This is a genomic window from Streptomyces luteolifulvus (genome assembly GCF_008806595.1).
GTDB lineage: Bacteria > Actinomycetota > Actinomycetes > Streptomycetales > Streptomycetaceae > Streptomyces > Streptomyces luteolifulvus.
This window is the reverse complement of record NZ_VZRB01000005.1, coordinates 1-16,268: the sequence shown is the minus strand read 5'-3', so window position 1 is coordinate 16,268 and position 16,268 is coordinate 1. Positions and strand designations below refer to the sequence as shown.

Below are 16,268 nucleotides of genomic sequence, written 5' to 3'. Positions count from 1 at the left end.
GGGCCCCTCGACGGAGATACAACGCCGCGGGATCACGTAAGGTCAATGGCGTTGGCATAAGCCTGGAGGATGGACACGGGGACGGAAGGACGGAGGCCCGGATGCCCAAACCCGTGGTGCCCGAGGAGAAGCGGCGACGGCGCCGGCCCACCCGGAGCGGCACCGTGCTGTCCGAGCGGCTGATCGTGGAGACCGCGTTGCGCATGCTGCGGGAACACGGCAGCGCCGGTCTCACCGCGCGCCGTCTGGGCCTCGCCCTGGACGCCGACCCGAGCACGCTCTACCGGTACTTCCGGGGCATGGACGATCTGACGCTCGCCATCGGCGACGCCCTCATCGGGCAGGCCCTGGACGGCTGGCGGCCGACGGGTCGGTGGCGCGCGGACCTGCGCGCTGTCGGGCTGCGCATCCACGCCGCCTACGTCGCCCACCCGCAGGCGGCCCTGCTGACCACGAACCGGGTCACCGGCCGGGCGCACGAGCTCGCCGCCGACGAGGCCGTGCTGGAGGTGCTGCGCACGGCGGGCTTCGGGCTGCCGGACACCGTGCGCATCTACCACGCCTTCATCGACCAGACGCTGGCCTTCGCCGCACTCGACGCCGCCTCGCTGACCCTGCCGAGCGCCTCGCAGCGCGCCGACGAGGAGATGTGGCGCTCGACGTATGCCGGGCTGCCCCGCACCACCCACCCCCGTATCGCCGAGGCGGCGCCCCTGCTGGCGACCCGCATGGTCACCAGCGCCTATCCGACGGCCCTGGAGATGCTCCTGGACAGTGCCGCGGCTCAGCTGGACGCGATCGGCTCCTGAACGGCACCCGGCCCCGCGCGGTCCTACAGGGCTCGTCGGCGTGACGCGTACTGCTCCATGAGTTTGCCCCGGGTCATCTCCAGCCGGTGCGCGAGGATCTCGGCGACCGTCTGGACGAGTGTCATCCCGAGGTCGGGATCCTCCGTGCACAGCCTGCGCACCGCGGCCGCGTCGAACTCGTGGGCGCGCACGGGGCTGAAGGCCTCCGCGCCGAAGTCCCACTGGTACGGCGGGAACAGCCAGGACCAGCCGAGCAGGTCGCCCGCGCCGAGGCTGGCGACCGTCACTTTCTGCACGGCGGTCACCTGCTGGTCGAGGGAGACGGCGCCGGAGCGGATGACCCAGAAGCGGTCGGCCGTGCCTCCCGCCTCGAAGATGCGGGCGTCCTCGGGAAAGGAGACCTCCCGGGCGAGCGTCATCAGGCGCTGACGCTGTGTCGGCGGAAGGGCGGTCAGCAGTTTGGTCGCTTTGGTCATGACGCGGGGCTCCTCGCCGGCGTTCGGTTCTGCTGCTTTGCCTACGCCCATTTCAGCGGCTGGCGACGCCGTGGGCACCTCGGCGGACGCAATTGTCGAACGAGGGATGTACGACGGCATGAAAAAGCCCTGGCTGGACGGGGGAGGCCAGCCAGGGCCGTTCGCGGTGACGTACGGAGGACGGATGGTCTACCCCGTCGCCACGTTATGAATGAACGGTAAACCATCATTGGCTACGATGTGTACCCAGAAGTGGGTCAAGTGACCTGTTTCACTCCCCGGCCCGTCTGCCGGGCGTGAGGACCTCGTCCAGCACCCTGATCACTGCCTCGTAGGCCAGGCTCCGTACGGCGGCTTCCCGAGCTCCTTCCGGATCGCCCGCCCGCAGGTCCACGCTGCGCGCCCGCCATGCCCGTTCCTCCTGCTGCGCACAGGCTCTGGCCCGCTGGATACGCCGCAACAGCTCGTCCGAGTCCACGACATCCATGAACACCGCGTACCCCCATTTCGGTAGCGGACGGCCCGCCGGGACCGGTGGATCGAGAGGTTTGTTCTGGTGCGCACAGGTCAGCCGGAAGGAAGAGGCCCGCGGAGCCCTCGAACACGGTTCGCTGCGGGCGTGGCCTGGGTCCGGCTCATCAGCGATCAGGGAGTTTTGGCATGTGCGAGCAGCACAGCACCGAATCCGCCCTCGAACCGTCCGCAGCCCGGTACTCCCGGCACCCGTGTCCCTGCAGGCCGGCCGACGCGCGCAGGGCCGTGGAGCAGGCCGTGGCCGAACGCTGCCGTGCCACGCACACCGGCTGCGACGAGGACGCCCTCTCGGACGCACTGCTGGTCACCTCGGAACTCACCACGAACGCGATCCTGCACGGCGGCGGCGTCACGGACTTCCACGTCGACGTCGTCGGACCCGGCGTACGCGTCTCGGTGAGCGACCGCAGCAGTGACCTGCCGGTGGCCCTGGCGCCGGTCGACCAGGAGGGACGATGGCGGGCGGGCGGCCGGGGCTGGCCCATCGTCTGCCTGCTGGCGGACGACATCCGGGTGACCGGCCTGCCCGCCGGCGGCAAGTGCATCAGCGCCGTCGTGCCATTGACCTGAGCCCGCAGCCCGGCCCTCCTCGGCGCCCTCCGGTCCCGGCCCGGCCACATTTCGTGGCGAAGGGGAGTTTGTTCCCACAGGGTCAGGGCAGATGGACTTTCGTGCTTCGGACCGGAGGCGCGCCAGCGGGAGCGGTACGACTGCCCCGGGGCACCTCCAGGCGTTCCGGGCAGCGACGTTCCCGCGGTATGTCCCTGAAACCACCGTTCAGGAGCGATTCCGCATGCCCATCGAAACGTCCAGCCGACCCGGCACGCCCGCACAACCGACCGTCCCGGCCCGGCGACGGCACGACGACGCCCCCGACACCCTTGCCCTGTTCACCCGTCTGGCCCAGCTCGACGACGGGCCCGTGCGGGACGCCGTGCGTGACGAGCTCGTCACGGCCTGGCTGCCCATGGCCCATCGGATCGCCGGCCGGTTCCGCGACCGCGGCGAGTCGATCGAGGACCTCAGGCAGGTGGCGGCGCTGGGACTGGTGAAGGCGATCGACCGGTTCGAGCCGGAGCGCGGCGCCTTCGAGAGTTACGCCGTACCCACCATCACCGGCGAGGTCAAACGGCACTTCCGCGACCGGATGTGGGCCCTGAGGGTGCCCCGCCGGGTGCAGGAACTGCGCAACAAGGTCCGGGTCGCCCGCCGTGATCTCACCCAGGCCCCGGGCGCCGCCGAGCCCTCCGTCGCCGACATCGCCGCCCACACGGGCCTGTCCGAGGAAGAGGTCGGTGCGGGCATGGAGGCCCTCGAAAGCTTCAGCACCCTGTCGCTGGACGCCGAACTGTCGGCCGACGACGACGGATACAGCCTCGCGGACACCCTCGGCGCATCGGACGCCTCGTTCGACGTCGTGGTCGACCGCGAGGCCGCCAAGGAAGGACTGCGCCGACTGCCGGAACGCGAGCGCGCCATCCTCTACATGCGCTTCTTCGAGGACATGACACAGAGCCGTATCGCCGATCGGCTCGGCATCTCCCAGATGCATGTCTCCCGGCTCATCAGCCGCAGCTGCGCCCGGGTCCGGGACGAGGTGATGGAGCAGCGGCGCGGCGGTGGCGCCGGCGGACGCGCGGTGGCCTGAGCGGACGAGGAGCGAAACGGATGCTGATTCCCCATTCCGGCCTGCTGCGCCGCCTCGTCGACGAGTACGAGGCGCTGGAGGCCGAGGAGGTGACGGGCCCGGCGAGCGGGCCGGGCCGGCGGGCGCGGGACCTCGCCTACACGCTCTGCGTCGCGACGGGAACCCGTGAAGTGGGTCGGGCCCTGGACGTGGCACACCGGCTGCTCGACGCCACCGACACGCCCGCGTCCGAGCGCGCTGCCTCGGCCGACTGAGGCTCCTGAGCCGCGCTGGGACCGAGGGGAGAGACAGGTGGACGCGCACACCATGACGCGGACCGGCCGGGGCGGGGCCCGCCGGGCGGTCCGCGGCCCGGTGACGGAGGGCGCCGCCCGGGCCGGTTTCGCCGCGCTGGGCGTGATCTACCTGCTGGTCGGAGCGCTGGCCCTGCAGATCGCCTTCGGGGAGCGGCAGCACCAGGCAGACCCCGGCGGCGCCCTCGCCGAGCTCGCGGCGAAGCCCTTCGGCGCCGTACTGCTGTGGGCCGTGGGACTCGGTATGGCCGGCATGGCCCTGTGGCGTCTGTCCCAGATCCTCTTCGGCTCCGACGAACCGGACGGCCGCACGCCGAAGAAGCGGCTGCTGGCAGCCGTCCGGTTCGTCCTCTACGCGGTGGTCGCCTACTCCGTGCTGTCGTTCGCGGCGGGCCCGGGCGCCAGCGGGGGCCCATCGAGCGACAGGCGGTCCCGCGACGTCACCGCCAGGGCGCTGGAGGCGCCCGCGGGTCAGTGGCTCGTCGGTGCCGCCGGGGCGGCCGTCGTCGTGGCCGGCGTGTGGATCGGGGTCCAGGCCGTCCGCCGCGACTTCCACGAGGAGCTGCACCTCGGGCGGATGGGGCCGGGCGCACGGCGGCTGGTGGACGTGACCGGGGTGGCCGGCGGTGCGGCACGCGGAGCGGTGTTCGCCGCGGCCGGGGCCTTCGCCGTCAGCGCCGCGGTCGACTACGAACCCGAGCGGGCCAAGGGCCTGGACGACACGCTCCGCTCCTTCGCCGACACCCCGCTGGGGCCGTGGCTGCTGGTCTGCGTCGCGGCCGGTCTGGTGCTGTTCGGTGTGTTCTCCTTCGCAGTGGCCCGCTGGCGCCGCGTCTGACCTGTGGCACACGGGGAACTCGCACGGTATGAACGAATCCGAGCTACCGCCGGAAGAACGGCCCGTGGACCTGTACCTCAACCTGCTGCGCCTGCGGATGGAGTCCGACGACTACCGGCTCCTGCTCAGAGTCGTCGAACCGGTCCTGCGCGCGATCGACGCCCAGCAGCTGCCCGGGCGGGACTTCGCCCTGGACGACCACAGCGCCGAAGGACTGCCTCCGGAGATCCGCGACCAGGCCGCCCTGGTCATCGCCACCGCCGTCACAGGCCGGCTGGACAACGAAGTCGTCGAGCTCGAGATCGACGAGACCGGCCCGGTCAGGGTGGTCACCGACGCGGCGACCGCGTCGGACCCGGTGCGTCTGAGTGAGATCGCCGACTACATCCGGGAACGCCACCGGACCAACGAGGAACTGCGCGGCATCGCCGAAGCGAGCGACCTGCCGACCGACCTGTGAGGGCAGCTCCGGCGCTGGTCACATGGCGGTTTTCACGGTTGCGCAGGGCCCGCAGCGGCGTGACCGGGTGGTGAGCGGCCGACGGCGGCCTCGGTGACCTCGGCGGGTGAGGGCTATGGCGGTCACGGTGCGTAGTCACGCCCCGGTATCACTCCCGCGTCACCTGTCCCCGGCCTCGGCGAGGGTGTGCGCCACCAGGGCGTTGGCGTGGCCGTGCCCGAGGCCGTGCTCGGTCTTCAGCCAGGCGACCAGCTCCATGTGCCAGGTCAGCGGCGACGAGCGGATCAGCTCCTGCCATTCGGCGATCGGACGGCCGTACTTCTTCTCGATGGAGGGGAAGTAGCCGGCGGGGCCCTTGGCGGTCGCGGTCATGACGGTGTCCCTTCGCCGCTGTGATCGTGCCTGTCCCTCCTCGGACCGCCGGCCGGATGGAAACTGAGCGGCGGTCAGGAGTGACCTGCGTCACGTCGGGAACGGTCCGGTGTCACGACTCCTTCGACCGGGCCTCCTCGACATGCGCCCGCACCTGTTCCGGCGTCAGATACGAGTCCGTGAACTCGAAGTCCTTCAGCTTCACGGCCTTGCGTGCCTGGAAGCCCGTACGGACGAAATCGTCCCCGGCGACCGCGTTGAGCACCCAGTTCGTCATGACCCGCGTCCTTGCGACGTTGGTGCGCAGCGCCGACCAGTGGTAGCCGCGGGCGACGACCTGGGCCGGCAGTCCGTGCAGTTCGATGCCGAGCGGTTTGGAGACGGCGTCCCTGCCGCCGAGGTCGACGACGAGACCGAGGTCCCTGTGTTCGTACGGCGCGAGCGGCTGGTTCCGCAGCGTCGCGATGACGTTGTCGGCCACGCGCCTGCCCTGGCGCATGGCGTGCTGCGCGGTGGGCGGGCAGACCGCGTCCTCCTTGCCCTTGGCCATGTCGGGCACCGCGGCGGCGTCGCCCAGCGCGAAGACGCCGTCGTGCCCGGGCAGGGTCATCTCGGCGGTGACCGAGAGCCGGCCCCTCACCGTCTCCGCGCCCAGCGTGGCGATGAGCGGGCTCGCGGCCACCCCGGCGGTCCAGATCAGCGTGCGGGTCGGCACCACCCGCCCGTCGGTGAAGGTGACCTCCTCGGGGCCCGCCTTCGCGATGGAGACGCCCAGCGAGATCTCGATGCCGCGCCTGCGCAGGATGTCCTGCGCGCTGCGGCCGAGTTTGTCGCCCAGTTCGGGCATCAGCTTCGGCGCGATGTCGATCAGATGCCATCTGATCAGACCGGGGTCCAGCCGGGGATAGCGCTTGACGGCGGCGTGCGTGAGGCGCTGCAGACAGGCGGCGGTCTCGGTACCCGCATAGCCGCCGCCGACCACCACGAACTGCAGCCGGGAGGCGCGCTCGGCCGCGTCGTGGCTGGCGTCGGCGAGGTCCAGCTGGGAGATGACGTGGTCGCGGACGTAGGCGGCCTCGGCGAGCGACTTCATACCGAAGGCGTTGTCCGTGAGTCCGGGGATGTCGAAGGTGCGGGTGACGCTTCCCGGGGCCAGCACGATGTAGTCGTAGGGCTGATTGACGATCTCGTCGGTGATCGTGCGGATGACGCAGACCTTGGCCCCGAGGTCCACTCCGATCGCGCCGCCCGGAATGATGCGTGTGCGGTACTTCTTGCTGCGGCGCAGGGAGACGGCGATCGACTGCGGCGTCAGCACGCCGGAGGCGACCTGGGGCAGCAGCGGCAGATAGAGCTGGTAGGCGACCGGCGTCACCAGGATGACGTCGGCCTCGTCCAGGGAGAGTCTGCGTTCCAGCCGGCGAACGCACTCCACACCGGCGAAGCCTGCGCCGACCACCAGGATCCTGGGTCGTGTCACGGTGTTCATCCCTTTCCGCGGCTCCAGGCGGTGTGCCCAGGACGTCATTCGCCTGCCCGGGGATCGCCATTTCGCACCTCATCGATCCCACCACGCCGCCGTCCGTTCCGCCTGTGGAGCCGCAGGCGGACGAACGCGTCGAGGACCACGATGCCTGGCCCGCCGCGCTGGTGCACCGGGGCGGAACCGATGGCTCCGCGGTGTGCGCCCCGCGCTGGGCCGAATGCGCGTGCGGGAGGCGGGTAATTGGTGCTGTGGAGCACCGGCAGAGCTGTGGAGCAGGGGGGAAGGAGCAGCGTGACGCTTGACAGGATCTGGTCGTACGCCCCGGACAGCGGCCATGTGGAGGGGCAGGAGCTGACAGGCTGCACGGTGGCCGCGACGGACGGCGTCATCGGCCATGTGGACCGGCAGGCGGACCACTTCGGAATGCGGCACCTGGTCGTCGACACCGGCGTCTGGGTCTTCGGCCGGAGCGTTCTGGTCCCGGTCGGCGTCGTCACGGGCATCGACGCCGAGGGCCGGAGGATCACCCTGGCCTGCACCAGGGCAGAGGTGAAGGCGGCGCCCCGCTTCAGGACGGACAGCGAGACCCTGGACCGGGCGTACCTGACGAGTGTCGGCGACTACTACCAGCGGCTGCCGCCGCGCGAGAGGACCCCCACCTGACCGGGCCCGGGCGCCGACCGGTCGTCGCCGGACTCACCAGGGCAGGAAGGCGTGGATCTCCTTGCCGCTGTCGTTCGTGACGACACTGACCTGGTGGCACAAGGTGTGGATCAGATGCCAGCCGATGCCGCCGTCACCCCGCTTGGGGTGGAAGGGGCGGGGCGCCGGAGGCGTGGTGCTGGTGTCGTGCATGACCACATGGACGCCGTCGAAGGTCCGGCGCATACGAAGTTCGAAGGGTCCCGGGGCGTACTGCACCGCGTTCGCGGCGAGCTCGGTGACCACCAGAAGGATGTCGTCCCAGTACTCGGGGGCGGCCGGCGGTTCGGCACGCGCGAGATCGCGGAGGAACCCCTCCGCTGCAAGCCGCGCCCCCGTCACATTGCGCAGCTCACCCGCGAAGCGTGTGGTGCGCATCAGGTTCTCCTCGGAAGCCAGTCCCGTCTTCTGTGTCCCTGCGGTTGACGAGTTCCCAGGCCCGTGGACCCTATCCGCCCCCATCCACCGCTCACCCGAACACATTGTCCGAGTCGTCCCAGCTCGACAGCTCGTCCGCCATGCGCCGGCGCGGGGCCCGGGAGCTGGCCTGGTACATCGCGTCGATCTCGAACGCGAAGTGCCGCACCACGGCGTCCCGGCACAGTTTCATCGAGGGCGTCAGCAACCCGTTGGACAGGTCGAACGGCTCGGGAAGCACCCGGAACACCCGGATGGACTCCGAGCGCGACACGGCGCTGTTGGCCGCCGCCACGGCGCGTGCCACCTCCTCCCGCAGCGCGTTCTCCTCCCGCGCCTCCTGCGCCGAGTCGCTCCGCAGCGCCAGCGTGCCGCGCCAGTGCGCGAGGAACTCAGGGTCCAGGGTGATCAGCGCGCCCACACAGGGCCGGTTGTCGCCCACGACCACCGCCTGGTGCACCAGCGGATGCATCCGCAGCCGCTGTTCCAGCGCGCCGGGGGCCACGCTCTTGCCGCTGCTGGTGATGATGATGTCCTTCTTGCGGCCGGTGATCGTCAGATACCCCTCGGAGTCCAGCCGCCCGATGTCGCCGGTGGCCAGCCAGCCGTCGTACAGGGCGGCCCGCGTCCGGGCGTCGTCGTTGATGTAGCCCTGGAACACCGACGGTCCGCGCACCAGGATCTCCCCGTCCGCGGCCACCTGGATCTCCGTGCCCGGCAGGGCCTTGCCGACGGTCCCGGACTTCTCCCGGCCCAGCGGCTGCATGGTGACTCCGCCGCATGTCTCCGTCAGCCCGTAACCGTCGTGCACATAGATGCCGATGCCCTCGTAGAAGAGGGAGAGGTCGCGGTTCAGGGGCGAGCCGCCGGACGTGGCGCGGCGCGCCCTGCCGCCCAGCGCCGCGCGCAGTCTGCGGTACACCGTCCGCTCGTACAGCGCGTGCTGCAGGCGCAGATCGAAACCGGGTCCGGGTCCGAGGCCCAGCCGCTGCCGTTCGCTGGCCGCGGCGAAGTCCCGCGCCGTCTCGGCGGCCCGCTCGAAGAGTGCGCCGCGGCCGGTCCGCTGCGCGGTCCGCAGGAAGTTCTTGTAGATCTTCTCGAAGACCGACGGTACGGCGTAGAAGTAGGTGGGCCGGAAGGAGCGCAGGGCCGAGGCCAGTGCCGTCTCGCTCACGTCGGGTTCATGGGCCATGAGCAGACCGCCGCGTATGCACAGGCCCTGGATCATGAGGCCGTACACATGGGAGAAGGGCAGGAAGGCGAGGACCGCACCCTGCCGGCCCGGCGGCGCCGCCGTGTGGCCCCAGCCCTCCAGCAGGACGTCGCAGGGGCTCGCCAGCCCGCGGTGGCTCAGCGCGCACCCCAGGGGGTGTCCGGAGGTGCCGGAGGTGTAGGCGATGACCGCGGTGGAGTCGGGCAGCACGATGCGGCGCAGCGAGTCGACCGTGGCGGGCGGGATGAACCGGCCCCGCTCCACCAGCTGGTCGAGGGCGCCCGCGTCCAGCTGCCAGACGTGACGCAGCCGCGGCAGCGTGGCGCACACGGAGCCGACGGTCATCACCGCCTGTTCGTCCTCGACGACGACGGCCACACAGCCGGCGTCCCTGAGGATCCACTCGACCTGGTCGCGCGAGGACGTCGGATAGACCGGGACGACCTCGGCGCCCACCGCCCACAGGGCGTAGCTGAGCACCGTCCACTCGTACCGGGTGCGCGCCATGATGGCCACGCGGTTGCCCGGTGAGATCCCCGACGCGATCAGTCCCTTGGCCAGATCGGCCACTTCGTCCCGCAGTTCCACGGCGGTGATCTCCTCCCACTCGGCCGAGGAGCCCTCGGGGCGGCGCGCGAGCAGCGGGCGGGTGGGGTCGAGGGCCGCCGTCTCGAACAGGCTGTCGGCGAGCCCGCCGGTCAGGTGCGAGACGGTCGGGGGAGCGAGGGCGAAGTCGCGCATGCGCTGCTCCTGACGAGTACGGGGTGTGACGTGGCCGACGAGTACGGTTATCGGCGGTGCCCGAATCTAGCCCAGGAGGGACCGGAGGATGCGCGGAACGGAGAAGTAGTGTCCGGTCCTTGATGATCTCGATGCTTCGAAGGCGTGAACGTCACGCCTGGGTCTGCCGCACGCACTCGATCACGACGTCCTGGAGGCTTCCGGTGCGGCGCAGCAACTCGCGCTGCATGCGCGCGCCGTTGCCGCGGCGCAGCAGCTCGGCGAAGGCGTCCTGGGCGCGTTCCAGATCGCCGGTCTCGGTGAGGGCGTCCCCGACATGGTCCAGCAGGGCGCGCACCACGGCCTCCGCCGGCATGCGCCGCATGGTCACGGGGTGGAGCAGTTCCTCGGTCAGACCGGAGCGGGCGGCCCGCCAGGCGGCCAGCCGCAGCAGGCTCACACTGTGCTCCGCGGGCTCCACACCCGCCCGCCATTCGCGGGCGGCGGTCTCGACGAGGCCGCGGGCCAGGGTGGCGATGAGTACGGCGGTGTCCGCGTGCAGACAGACGTCCGCGACGCGGATCTCCACCGTGGGGTACCGCCGTGACAGCCGTGCGTCGAAGTAGATCATCCCCTCGTCGAGGAGCACACCGGTGGCCACCATGCTCGCGACCCGCCGGTGGTAGCGCTCGGCCGAGCGGAAGGGCTCGGTGGGACCGGCCGAGGGCCAGCGCTGCCACACCCGGCTGCGGTAACTGCTGTAGCTCGTGTCCTTCCCCTGCCAGTAAGGGGAGTTGGCGCTCAGCGCGGACAGCACGGACAGCCAGGGCGCGATCCGGTCGATGACGGCGACGCCCTCCTCGTCGGACTCGACGGACACATGGACATGGCAGCCGAGGACGAGCTGTTCCTGGGTGATGATGCCGTAGTGCTCGTCCATCCAGTGATAGCGGCGGCCCACGGCGACGGAAGGACGGACGGGCAGCGGCGAGGTGGCGAGCGCGGCGACGGTGCAGCCGATCTCCCCGGCGTGCCGGGCGGCCTCCTTGCGGCAGCGGATGATCTCGGCGCGGAGCTCGCCCATGCCCGACTGCGGGTGAGTCGCGAACTCGAGCATCTGGTTGTGCAGCTCCTTCTCGAAGACCGCCTGGTCCTCGTCGTCCATGGCGGCACGGGCGAGCACGGCGGACGACAGAGCCTGAGGCTCGCCGGTCTCCGGATCGACCAGGAGGAGTTCCTCCTCCACTCCGACGGTGCGCACGTGAGGCCGCCCTTCTGTGACCCCGCCGACGGCTACGACGGGGATGGCCTGGTACGTCCCCGAATGCCCCTCGGAGGGCCTGCGAACACCTGATGCGGTCACCGGCTTCACCGGGGCGCCGGCGTCAGCCAGACCGTGGCGAGCGGCGGCAGGGTGAGGCTGATGTGGTCGTCCTCCGGTTTGACGGGGTCGGGGTGGGTGATGTCGCCGCCGCCGTAGCGCGCCGCGTCGGTGTTGAGCGCCTCGTACCAGGCGACGACCGAGCCGGGGACCCACAGGCGGTAGTCGTGGCGGACGACGGGGGAGAGATTGGAGACGGCGAGCAGCGGGGTGCCCTCGCGGTCGTACCGGAGGAAGGCGAAGACGTTGTCGTCGGCGGCGTCGCCGGCGACCCACTGGAAGCCGCCGGGGTCGCTGTCCCGCTGCCACAGCGCCGGGGTGTCGCGGTAGACGGTGTTGAGGTCACGGACCAGGTCTCTGACCCCGCGATGGTCGGCCTCCGCCCCGTAGCGGGGATCGAGCAGCCACCAGTCCGGCCCGGTCGCCTCGCACCACTCGGAGCCCTGGGCGAACTCCTGCCCCATGAAGAGCAGCTGTTTGCCGGGGTGCGCCCACATGAACCCCAGATACGCGCGGTGGTTGGCACGCCGCTGCCACCAGTCGCCGGGCATCTTCGACACCAGCGCCTGCTTGCCGTGGACGACCTCGTCGTGGGAGATCGGCAGCACGTAGTTCTCGCTGTAGGCGTAGATCATCGAGAAGGTCATGTCGTGGTGGTGGTACTTGCGGTGCACGGGCTCATGGCTGATGTACTGCAGCGAGTCGTGCATCCAGCCCATGTTCCACTTGAGACCGAAGCCGAGCCCGCCGCTGTCCGTGGGCCGTGTCACCCCGTCCCAGGCGGTGGACTCCTCGGCGATCGTCACCACGCCCGGCGCCCGCCGGTACACGGTGGCGTTCATCTCCTGGAGGAACGCCATCGCGTCCAGGTCCTCACGGCCGCCGTGCACATTGGGCGTCCACTGGCCGGAGTCCCGGGAGTAGTCGAGGTACAGCATCGAGGCGACGGCGTCCACCCGCAGGCCGTCGATGTGGAACTCCTCGCACCAGTAGACGGCGTTCGCCACAAGGAAGTTGCGCACCTCGATGCGCCCGAAGTCGAACTCGAACGTGCCCCAGTCGGGGTGCTCGGCGCGGCGCGAGTCCCCGGGCTCGTACAGCGGGTCGCCGTCGAACCGGGCGAGCGCCCAGTCGTCCTTCGGGAAGTGGGCCGGCACCCAGTCCATGATCACGCCGATGCCGGCCTGGTGGAGGGCGTCGACCAGGTACCGGAAGTCGTCGGGAGTGCCGAGGCGGGCGGTCGGGGCGTAGAAGCCGGTGACCTGGTAGCCCCAGGAGCCGCCGAAGGGGTGCTCGGCGACCGGCATCAGTTCGACGTGGGTGAAGCCGAGGTCCTTCACATACGCGGGCAGCTGCTCGGCCAGTTGACGATACGTCAGTCCGGGCCGCCAGGACGGCAGATGGACCTCGTAGACCGAGAACGGGGCCTGGTGGACCGGGACGTCCGCGCGCCGCGCCATCCACTGCGCGTCGCCCCACTCGTGGTACGAGGCCGTCACGACCGACGCCGTGTTGGGCGGTTCCTCCGTCCTGCGGGCCATCGGGTCGGCCTTGAGGAACCGGCCGCCGTAGCGCGAGGTGATCTCGAACTTGTACCGGGCGCCCTCGCCGATTCCCGGCAGGAACAGCTCCCACACGCCCGATGATCCGAGGGACCGCATGGGGAACGCCGTCCCGTCCCAGAAGGTGAAGTCCCCGGCGACGCGAACGCCCTGCGCGTTGGGCGCCCACACGGTGAAGCGGGTGCCGGTCACGCCCTCGTGGGTCATCGGCTCCGCGCCGAGCGCCGTCCACAGCTGCTCGTGCCGGCCCTCGCTCACCAGATGCAGGTCCAGCTCACCGAGGGCGGGCAGAAAGCGGTAGGGGTCGTGGACTTCGTGCTCTCCGCCCGGATAGGCCACCACCAGCGTGTACGCGGGGATCGCGTCGAGCGGCAGCACACCGGAGAAGAGACCGTCCCCTTCGGAGACGAGCGCGGTGCGTCTCCCGTCCACCACGACGCTCACGGCACGGGCCCATGGGCGCAGCGCCCGGAAGGCGATCCCGCCGGGGACCGGATGGGCGCCGAGCAGGGCGTGCGGATCGTGATGGGCGCCCGACAGCAGCCGCGCACGGTCGGCCGGGTCCAGGGGAGGGGCACTCCCGCGTGGTCGCGGTCCGGACGCGGGCGGGCCGGAGGGCTCCGGCAGCGAAGTGTCACGCAGGGCCACGGCTTCAGTCTCCTCTCACGGCGAGACGCTCGATCGCCGCCATCGGTACGGGGAGCCAGTTGGGTCGGTGCCTGGCCTCGTACAGCACTTCGTACACGGCTCGGTCCGTCTCGTAGGCCCGTAGCAGACCGTGCTTCTTACGGGGGTCCCAGCCGGCGCGCGAGGCGTACCCCGCGCAGTAGGCCTCGCGGCAGCGGCGGGCCCACTCCGGACGCCAGGGGCGGCGCTGACGGGCCGCGTAGTCGAACGAGCGCAGCATGCCGGCGATGTCCCGCACCGGGGACTGGGCGCTGCGTCGCTCTGCCAGCGGTTTGGACGGCTCGCCCTCGAAGTCGATGACGAACCACTCCCGGCCGGCCTGCAGGACCTGGCCCAGGTGCAGATCGCCGTGGATGCGCTGGGCGGGCGGGCCGGGGTCGCAGCCGGCCAGCGCGGTGAACGCGGAGTGCAGTCCGGGTGCGTAGGGCCGCAGGGCGGGCACGGCCTGCGCGGCGGCGTCCAGCCGCTCGGTCATCGCCGCCGCCGTCCGACCGTTCTCGCCCGGGCCCCCGGCCGGGAACGCCGACGCCAGCGCGAGGTGCACCTCTGCCGTCGCCTGCCCCAGCTCATGTGCCTGGGGCGTGAAGTCGTGCCCCGTGGAGAGCGCGCGCAGCGCGAGCGTCCAGCCGTCGGACGCGTCGGGCAGATAGCGCTGGAGGACGCCGAGTGTCGCCTCCTGCGGGTGGGTCGTCCGGAACCAGGCCACGGGAGCCGGGACCCGGAGGCACCCCTGCCCGGCCAGCGCCTCCGGCACCTCCAGATCGGGGTTGACGCCGGGCTGGATGCGCCGGAAGACCTTGAGGATGAACTCGTCGCCGTACACCAGGGAGGAGTTGGACTGCTCGGCGTCCAGCACCCGCGGGGCCAGTCCCCCGGGCACGGGGACGGACGGGTCGCGCTCGAAGCACAGCGGGCCGACGGTGCCGGGGTGCCGCAGCCGGTCCAGGAGCAGTTGTGCCGAACGGGGGTCCTGCAGCGCGTCGTAGACCGCCATGCCGGCCAGCGGGCCCTCGTGCGGACGCCCGACGAACGCCCGGGCCAGGCGCGGCGACAGATGCTCCCGTACGCCGAGCAGCAACTGGTAGCAGTCACCTGCGGGGCCGCCGCCGGGGGCCCGGACGCCCGTGTTGCCGGCGTGGATCAGCAGATGCAGACAGCCCGGGTACAACTCGGTCATGGACAGCAGGCCGAGCTCCGTGACGGGCCGGTCCTTGCCCGCGAACCAGCGCTGCCGCGGCAGCCACTCGCGCAGCAGCCCGCCGAGCGATGCCATGGGATCGGCGACGACCCTGACTCTGGGGCGCAGCGATGCGGTCTTCGCCATGGTGACGCGTCCTTTCCTCGGCACACGCTCAATGACGCCGGCCGATGCGGGATGCGACTCGGGAGAGCCGGAACCAGTAGAAGCCGTGGCCTGCGAGGGTCAGGAGGTAGGGCAGTTCACCGATGGCCGGGAAGCGGACCCCGCCGATGAGCTCGACCGGGTGCCGGCCGTCGTAGGCCCGCAGATCGAGCTCGGTGGGCTGGGCGAACCGGGAGAAGTTGTTCACGCACAGGACGAGATCGTCCTCGTACTCGCGCAGGAATGCCAGGACCGCCGGGTTGGAGGACTGGAGTTCCGTGTACGAGCCGAGGCCGAAGGCGGGGTTCTGCTTGCGGATCTCGATCATGCGGCGGGTCCAGTGCAGCAGCGACGAGGGCGAGGACATGGACGCCTCGACGTTGGTGACCTGGTAGCCGTAGACCGGGTCCATGATCGTCGGCAGATACAGCCGGCCCGGGTCGCAGGAGGAGAAGCCCGCGTTGCGGTCGGGGGTCCACTGCATCGGGGTGCGCACCGCGTCGCGGTCGCCGAGCCAGATGTTGTCGCCCATGCCGATCTCGTCGCCGTAGTAGAGGATCGGCGAGCCGGGCAGGGACAGCAGCAGCGCGGTGAACAGCTCGATCTGGTTCTCGTCGTTGTCGAGGAGCGGGGCGAGGCGGCGGCGGATGCCGATGTTGGCGCGCATGCGGGGGTCCTTGGCGTACTCGGCCCACATGTAGTCGCGTTCCTCGTCGGTGACCATCTCCAGGGTCAGCTCGTCGTGGTTGCGCAGGAAGATGCCCCACTGGCAGTTGGAGGGGATGGCCGGGGTCTTCGCCAGGATCTCGGAGACGGGGTAGCGGGACTCGCGGCGCACGGCCATGAAGATCCGGGGCATGACCGGGAAGTGGAAGGCCATGTGGCACTCGTCGCCGCCGCGCTGGTAGTCGCCGAAGTAGTCGACGACGTCCTCCGGCCACTGGTTCGCCTCCGCCAGCAGCACCGTGTCCGGATACATCGCGTCGATCTCGCGGCGTACGCGTTTCAGGAACTCGTGCGAGGCGGGGAGGTTCTCGCAGTTGGTGCCCTCCTCGGCGTACAGATAGGGGACGGCGTCGAGCCGGAAGCCGTCGATGCCGAGGTCCAGCCAGAACCGCAGCGCGGCCAGGATCTCCTCCTGAACGGCCGGGTTCTCGTAGTTGAGGTCGGGCTGGTGGGCGAAGAAGCGGTGGAAGAAGTACTGCTTGCGGACCGGGTCGAAGGTCCAGTTGGAGGCCTCCGTGTCGACGAAGATGATCCGCGCGTCGGCGTACTGTTTGTCGTCGTCGGCCCACATGTAGTAGTCGCCGTACGGCCCGTCCGGGTCC

17 protein-coding genes are annotated in these 16,268 nt (G+C 70.8%); 7 read left to right on the top strand and 10 right to left on the bottom strand.

The window, feature by feature from the left end; translation table 11 throughout:
- The first annotated feature begins 101 nt into the window (after nucleotides 1–101).
- Nucleotides 102–809, top strand: a complete 708-nt coding sequence (locus tag F7R91_RS08920; protein ID WP_150946326.1) for a TetR/AcrR family transcriptional regulator — start codon at nucleotides 102–104, stop codon at nucleotides 807–809.
- Nucleotides 810–832: 23 nt separating this feature from the next.
- On the opposite strand, the gene F7R91_RS08915 is transcribed toward F7R91_RS08920, so the two are convergent.
- Both F7R91_RS08915 and F7R91_RS08910 read right to left on the bottom strand, forming a co-directional pair.
- Entirely contained in the window at nucleotides 833–1,285 is a 453-nt protein-coding gene (locus F7R91_RS08915; protein ID WP_150946324.1) for a cyclic nucleotide-binding domain-containing protein, read from the bottom strand.
- A 271-nt stretch (nucleotides 1,286–1,556) separates the two neighbouring features.
- Nucleotides 1,557–1,772 carry an LOB domain containing-protein gene (locus tag F7R91_RS08910; protein WP_150946322.1) on the bottom strand — a complete coding sequence of 72 codons (216 nt, stop codon included), beginning with the start codon at nucleotides 1,770–1,772 and terminating at the stop codon, nucleotides 1,557–1,559.
- Nucleotides 1,773–1,945: 173 nt separating this feature from the next.
- On the opposite strand from F7R91_RS08910, the gene F7R91_RS08905 reads away from it, so the two are divergent.
- The 5 genes from F7R91_RS08905 to F7R91_RS08885 all read left to right on the top strand — a co-directional run bounded on the left by F7R91_RS08905 (nucleotide 1,946) and on the right by F7R91_RS08885 (nucleotide 5,058).
- Entirely contained in the window at nucleotides 1,946–2,389 is a 444-nt protein-coding gene (locus F7R91_RS08905) for an ATP-binding protein (RefSeq protein ID WP_150946320.1), read from the top strand.
- 223 nt (nucleotides 2,390–2,612) lie between these two features.
- Nucleotides 2,613–3,467, top strand: coding sequence for a SigB/SigF/SigG family RNA polymerase sigma factor (locus tag F7R91_RS08900; RefSeq protein WP_150946318.1), 855 nt, complete (start codon nucleotides 2,613–2,615; stop codon nucleotides 3,465–3,467).
- 20 nt (nucleotides 3,468–3,487) lie between these two features.
- Complete coding sequence (locus tag F7R91_RS08895) at nucleotides 3,488–3,721, top strand: DUF5133 domain-containing protein (protein ID WP_150946316.1); 234 nt, start codon at nucleotides 3,488–3,490, stop codon at nucleotides 3,719–3,721.
- Between the two features lie 52 nt (nucleotides 3,722–3,773).
- Entirely contained in the window at nucleotides 3,774–4,598 is an 825-nt protein-coding gene (locus tag F7R91_RS08890; RefSeq protein WP_191971425.1) for a DUF1206 domain-containing protein, read from the top strand.
- A 28-nt stretch (nucleotides 4,599–4,626) separates the two neighbouring features.
- Nucleotides 4,627–5,058 (top strand): hypothetical protein, encoded by a 432-nt coding sequence (locus F7R91_RS08885; RefSeq protein WP_150946312.1) that lies wholly within the window; start codon nucleotides 4,627–4,629, stop codon nucleotides 5,056–5,058.
- 159 nt (nucleotides 5,059–5,217) lie between these two features.
- On the opposite strand, the gene F7R91_RS08880 is transcribed toward F7R91_RS08885, so the two are convergent.
- On the bottom strand, nucleotides 5,218–5,430 hold the full coding sequence (locus F7R91_RS08880) for a DUF4287 domain-containing protein (RefSeq protein WP_150946310.1): 213 nt from the start codon (nucleotides 5,428–5,430) through the stop codon (nucleotides 5,218–5,220).
- A gap of 112 nt (nucleotides 5,431–5,542) precedes the next feature.
- Nucleotides 5,543–6,919, bottom strand: a complete 1,377-nt coding sequence (locus tag F7R91_RS08875) for an NAD(P)/FAD-dependent oxidoreductase (protein WP_150946308.1) — start codon at nucleotides 6,917–6,919, stop codon at nucleotides 5,543–5,545.
- A 288-nt stretch (nucleotides 6,920–7,207) separates the two neighbouring features.
- Between F7R91_RS08875 and F7R91_RS08870 the strand changes: the two genes are divergently transcribed.
- Nucleotides 7,208–7,579 (top strand): PRC-barrel domain containing protein, encoded by a 372-nt coding sequence (locus tag F7R91_RS08870; protein WP_150946306.1) that lies wholly within the window; start codon nucleotides 7,208–7,210, stop codon nucleotides 7,577–7,579.
- A 33-nt stretch (nucleotides 7,580–7,612) separates the two neighbouring features.
- Here the strand turns inward: F7R91_RS08870 and F7R91_RS08865 are convergent, their stop codons facing one another.
- The 6 genes from F7R91_RS08865 to treS form a co-directional block, all read right to left on the bottom strand.
- Nucleotides 7,613–7,996 carry an ATP-binding protein gene (locus F7R91_RS08865; protein WP_225320581.1) on the bottom strand — a complete coding sequence of 128 codons (384 nt, stop codon included), beginning with the start codon at nucleotides 7,994–7,996 and terminating at the stop codon, nucleotides 7,613–7,615.
- 91 nt (nucleotides 7,997–8,087) lie between these two features.
- A complete protein-coding gene (locus F7R91_RS08860; protein WP_150946302.1) occupies nucleotides 8,088–9,989 on the bottom strand; it encodes an AMP-dependent synthetase/ligase in 1,902 nt (633 codons plus the stop codon).
- Between the two features lie 151 nt (nucleotides 9,990–10,140).
- Nucleotides 10,141–11,229, bottom strand: coding sequence for a glutamate--cysteine ligase 2 (locus tag F7R91_RS08855; RefSeq protein ID WP_150946300.1), 1,089 nt, complete (start codon nucleotides 11,227–11,229; stop codon nucleotides 10,141–10,143).
- Between the two features lie 107 nt (nucleotides 11,230–11,336).
- Nucleotides 11,337–13,559: a 1,4-alpha-glucan branching enzyme gene (gene glgB, locus F7R91_RS08850; RefSeq protein ID WP_150946297.1), complete on the bottom strand. Its 2,223-nt coding sequence runs from the start codon at nucleotides 13,557–13,559 to the stop codon at nucleotides 11,337–11,339.
- Nucleotides 13,560–13,563: 4 nt separating this feature from the next.
- Nucleotides 13,564–14,922 carry a maltokinase N-terminal cap-like domain-containing protein gene (locus tag F7R91_RS08845; RefSeq protein ID WP_150946295.1) on the bottom strand — a complete coding sequence of 453 codons (1,359 nt, stop codon included), beginning with the start codon at nucleotides 14,920–14,922 and terminating at the stop codon, nucleotides 13,564–13,566.
- 28 nt (nucleotides 14,923–14,950) lie between these two features.
- On the bottom strand, nucleotides 14,951–16,268 hold a 1,318-nt coding region (gene treS, locus F7R91_RS08840), incomplete at its 5' end, for a maltose alpha-D-glucosyltransferase (RefSeq protein WP_150946293.1).